We start from the raw sequence: 3,355 nt of genomic DNA on the forward strand, positions 1-3,355 counted from the left end.
ATTATATGCAGGAGGATGTGTTAGGGAGTGTGGTGCGGGTGACGGATGGGAACGGGGATGGTGTGTTGAGTGTGCGGTATGATGCGTATGGGCGGGCGAGGTATTTTACGCCGAGCGGTCAGCCGTATTACAGTGCGACAAAGCTGAGGGTAGGGTATACAGGGCGAGAGATGTTGGTGAATACGTGGGGTGGGCTTGGAGCGGGTTTATATGATTATAGAAACCGCATCTATAGCACAGTCCACGGCCGCTTCCTGCAACCGGATCCGATCGGCTTTGAGGCTGGGGATGTGAATTGGTATAGATATGTGGGGAATGGGGTGTTAAAGTATAGAGATCCGTGGGGGCTATGTTCCGGAGAGGTGTTCATGGGGCATAGGACGCTAGGGCCAGATAACGCGAATGAGCACTTCAAGAACAGGGAAGAACAGCGCAAAAATGGCTCTGATCCTGGGCCATGTTTTTATTTGACATGTAAAGGTGATGAGCTAAACAAGCAAGAAGGATTTGATAAAGATTCTGGGCCTGACTTGAATAACCATCCTCGAGGTTATGATTCTAGCAATGCAGGTGAAGATATTGATGGGGCCATCAATGCAGTAGCAAATAAGATATGTAAAGAGAAGCCTGACTGTTGCGAAGTGAAAGTTAAAGTTACATGTCAATTTGGTTGGTATGTAGTAGCAAGGAGGAATTTTATAGACACGTCGAAATGTGGAAAGACAAGAACTATTAAGTGTCCAAAGAAATGAAAAAGCAATTAATCATAGTTAAAATATGCATCAGCCTATTATGGATTGGTGAGTTGATAGCTGAGGACTATATAGACAATCCTCTTAGTCCTCAGGATATTGATAAGATAGACAAAGTGTTGATCGATTCGGGCATGGGAAATGAATGTATAATGAGTGAGATTTATGATGATTTTAAGTTGAATTTTATTAAAAACACATATCTCAAAGTTCCGAAACTTGAGAAGATCAAAAAGAGAAAGTTAGTAGGGGCTTCTTTTACTATATATTTTTTAGATAAGGAAAATAATCTGATAGCAAATGGGATATATGGATGTCTCTCAGAGAAAGAACATTACGTGCTCATCTTAAGGCGTGAATTTATACATCAATTAAATCAGCCGTATTTAAAACTAGAATTTCCAAATGTAAAAAATAATGTCATTCCTTATGGGAGGTGGAGAGATGATATAGATTATAATATGTATCAGTTATCGATGGGATTTGCAGATCGGATACTAGGCTTTAGTCCTGGATTTTAATTAGGTCTGTATAGAGGTTAACGAGGTCAAATCAATTTTTGCCAATTAAGAGTGAAATAATTCTGAATAAGTTGATATAAAAAAGGGAGGATGATTAGGACGAACGGACAACAATTTGATATTCGAGGTGGACACAGTAGGCGATGAAAAGTCATTATTCAGAGTATTTATTTGGGAATATAGTGCAGGTGACGAATTGGAACGGAGATGAGGTGTTGCGTGCGCAGTATGATGTGTATGGGCGGGTGAGATTTTTGCAGAATGGGCAACCCTATTACAATCATACGATGACGCGGTTTTGGTATACAGGGCGGGAGATGTTAGGGAATGAGTATGGGGGGATAGGAGCAGGGCTTTACGATTACCGCAACCGCATCTATAGCACGGTCCACGGCCGCTTCCTGCAACCGGATCCGATAGGGTTTGATGCTAAGGATGTGAATTGGTATAGATATGTGAATAATAGTCCGTTGAATTATACGGATCCGGAGGGGTTGGCTAAATATGTTGAGTATTTCATATGTCATGCATTATTTCAGCTAATAGATGGGCCAATCCCACCATGTGCTTTGTCAGTTGAAGGTCCCAAAGTAGCAGATGCTAACGAGGGTGTAGCCAGGAATAAAGCAAGGGCAGCTGCTACTCCACCTCCTCTAGGAACATGCTGTAAATTTAGAGAACTGCCACCAGCTTGTAGAACTGTATGGGACTATAAGTATCCTAATACTGCTTAGATTTCTATGGCTAAATTTATATTTATTTTTCTTTTCTTAATAACCAGTGTTAGTCTTTTCTCTAGAGACAGAATTGATTTGAATGATCTTGATTTAATTATAGTTTATGAAATTTCAGATGGAAAGATTAAAGATCATTGCTTCATTATTAAAAGTAACTTCAATTCAAAGGTAACCAGTAATCTATGTAAAATGCTATTTCATAAATTCAATAGCCATAGATTTGATAATGCAGATCGGTTGTTGGTAACGTTAAACGATGGATATAAGCGTTATACCGATACTAATGTAATTCTTACTGGGGGAGTCACTACTTATTATCCTTTTAATTCATATATAAAGTCTGATGAAAAATCTTCCAATATCTCTGACAAAGGTGACAAGAAAAACGCATTGATAAGTGATTGATCAAAATTAAGATATGCTGCAGTTGGTGCCACATATAGAAATGATAAAGTTGCTTTGCATGTTTTTTTTGGGGGAATAACCTCCGTCTTGTAGGAAAAAAAATAAAGAAATAAAGAGGACGTAGGTTTCTCGCTAATTTCAGTGGAATAAGGGTTGAGGGAAGAGAAAAGTCAAAAAACATTTGACTAAGTGCGGTGGTGAAAAAGGGCACGTAGTAGACAAATTATTGACTATTATTAATTAACGGTGTAATTAACACACTGCATAGAAATCACGAAGGCAATTTCCGTGTGGATATTCTATGGGAGGCATAGGCTCGTCTCTAAGGCGACTCTTCGACATCTCGTCCCAAATATCGTAGAAAAATCAGAACCGGCACAGAGGCAGCCCTCCCGTTGCCGGGATCACTCGATCACCCATCTATAAAACCGCTGATAACATTTTCACCAAAAAAGATCTTTACATCTACGACGACATTGGGCAAGTTACGCAAGTGCAATGCGGAACGGTTAACAACGCGAACGCTAGCAAAACCCAAAGCTGGACATACGACCTGGTAGGCAACCGCGCCGCACACGCCTACTACCTGCAAGAAGACATCCTCGGCAGCACCGCCCGCCTCATCGCTCTCCAAGGCACCGAGATCCTCCGCACCCGACACGCCGTCTATGGAAAAGCCCACCTCGCCGACAGCAGCACAGCGAATAACTTTACCTCCTACAATGCCAGCCCCACCCGCTTCTGGTTCACTGGGCGCGAAATGCTTGCAAACTGAAACGACGGCATTGGCTCAGGTCTATACGATTTGCTTCCCAAGCCTATACAGAGTGCGGCCTCTGGCTCGAAGGAAGGTTCGCCGTTACTGGCTAAGTATTACCGCAACCGCATCTATAGCACGGTCCACGGCCGCTTCCTGCAACCGGATCCGATAGGGTTTGAG

General features: G+C 42.0%; 5 protein-coding genes. All 5 read left to right on the forward strand.

Features of this window, described 5'->3' with window-relative positions:
* On the forward strand, window positions 1-752 hold a 752-nt coding region (locus tag NZM04_01050), incomplete at its 5' end, for an RHS repeat-associated core domain-containing protein (GenBank protein ID MCS7062631.1).
* Entirely contained in the window at window positions 749-1,273 is a 525-nt protein-coding gene (locus NZM04_01055) for a hypothetical protein (GenBank protein ID MCS7062632.1), read from the forward strand. The genes NZM04_01050 and NZM04_01055, both read left to right, overlap by 4 nt.
* A 143-nt stretch (window positions 1,274-1,416) precedes the next feature.
* Window positions 1,417-2,007, forward strand: coding sequence for an RHS repeat-associated core domain-containing protein (locus tag NZM04_01060; GenBank protein ID MCS7062633.1), 591 nt, complete (start codon window positions 1,417-1,419; stop codon window positions 2,005-2,007).
* Window positions 2,008-2,013: 6 nt separating this feature from the next.
* Window positions 2,014-2,415 (forward strand): hypothetical protein, encoded by a 402-nt coding sequence (locus NZM04_01065; protein ID MCS7062634.1) that lies wholly within the window; start codon window positions 2,014-2,016, stop codon window positions 2,413-2,415.
* A gap of 493 nt (window positions 2,416-2,908) precedes the next feature.
* The gene (locus NZM04_01070; GenBank protein MCS7062635.1) at window positions 2,909-3,190 is read left to right on the forward strand and encodes a hypothetical protein; all 282 of its coding nucleotides are present in this window, start codon (window positions 2,909-2,911) and stop codon (window positions 3,188-3,190) included.
* The last annotated feature ends 165 nt before the right edge of the window (window positions 3,191-3,355 follow it).

This window comes from Candidatus Methylacidiphilales bacterium (assembly GCA_025056655.1).
Classification (GTDB): Bacteria; Verrucomicrobiota; Verrucomicrobiia; order Methylacidiphilales; family JANWVL01; genus JANWVL01.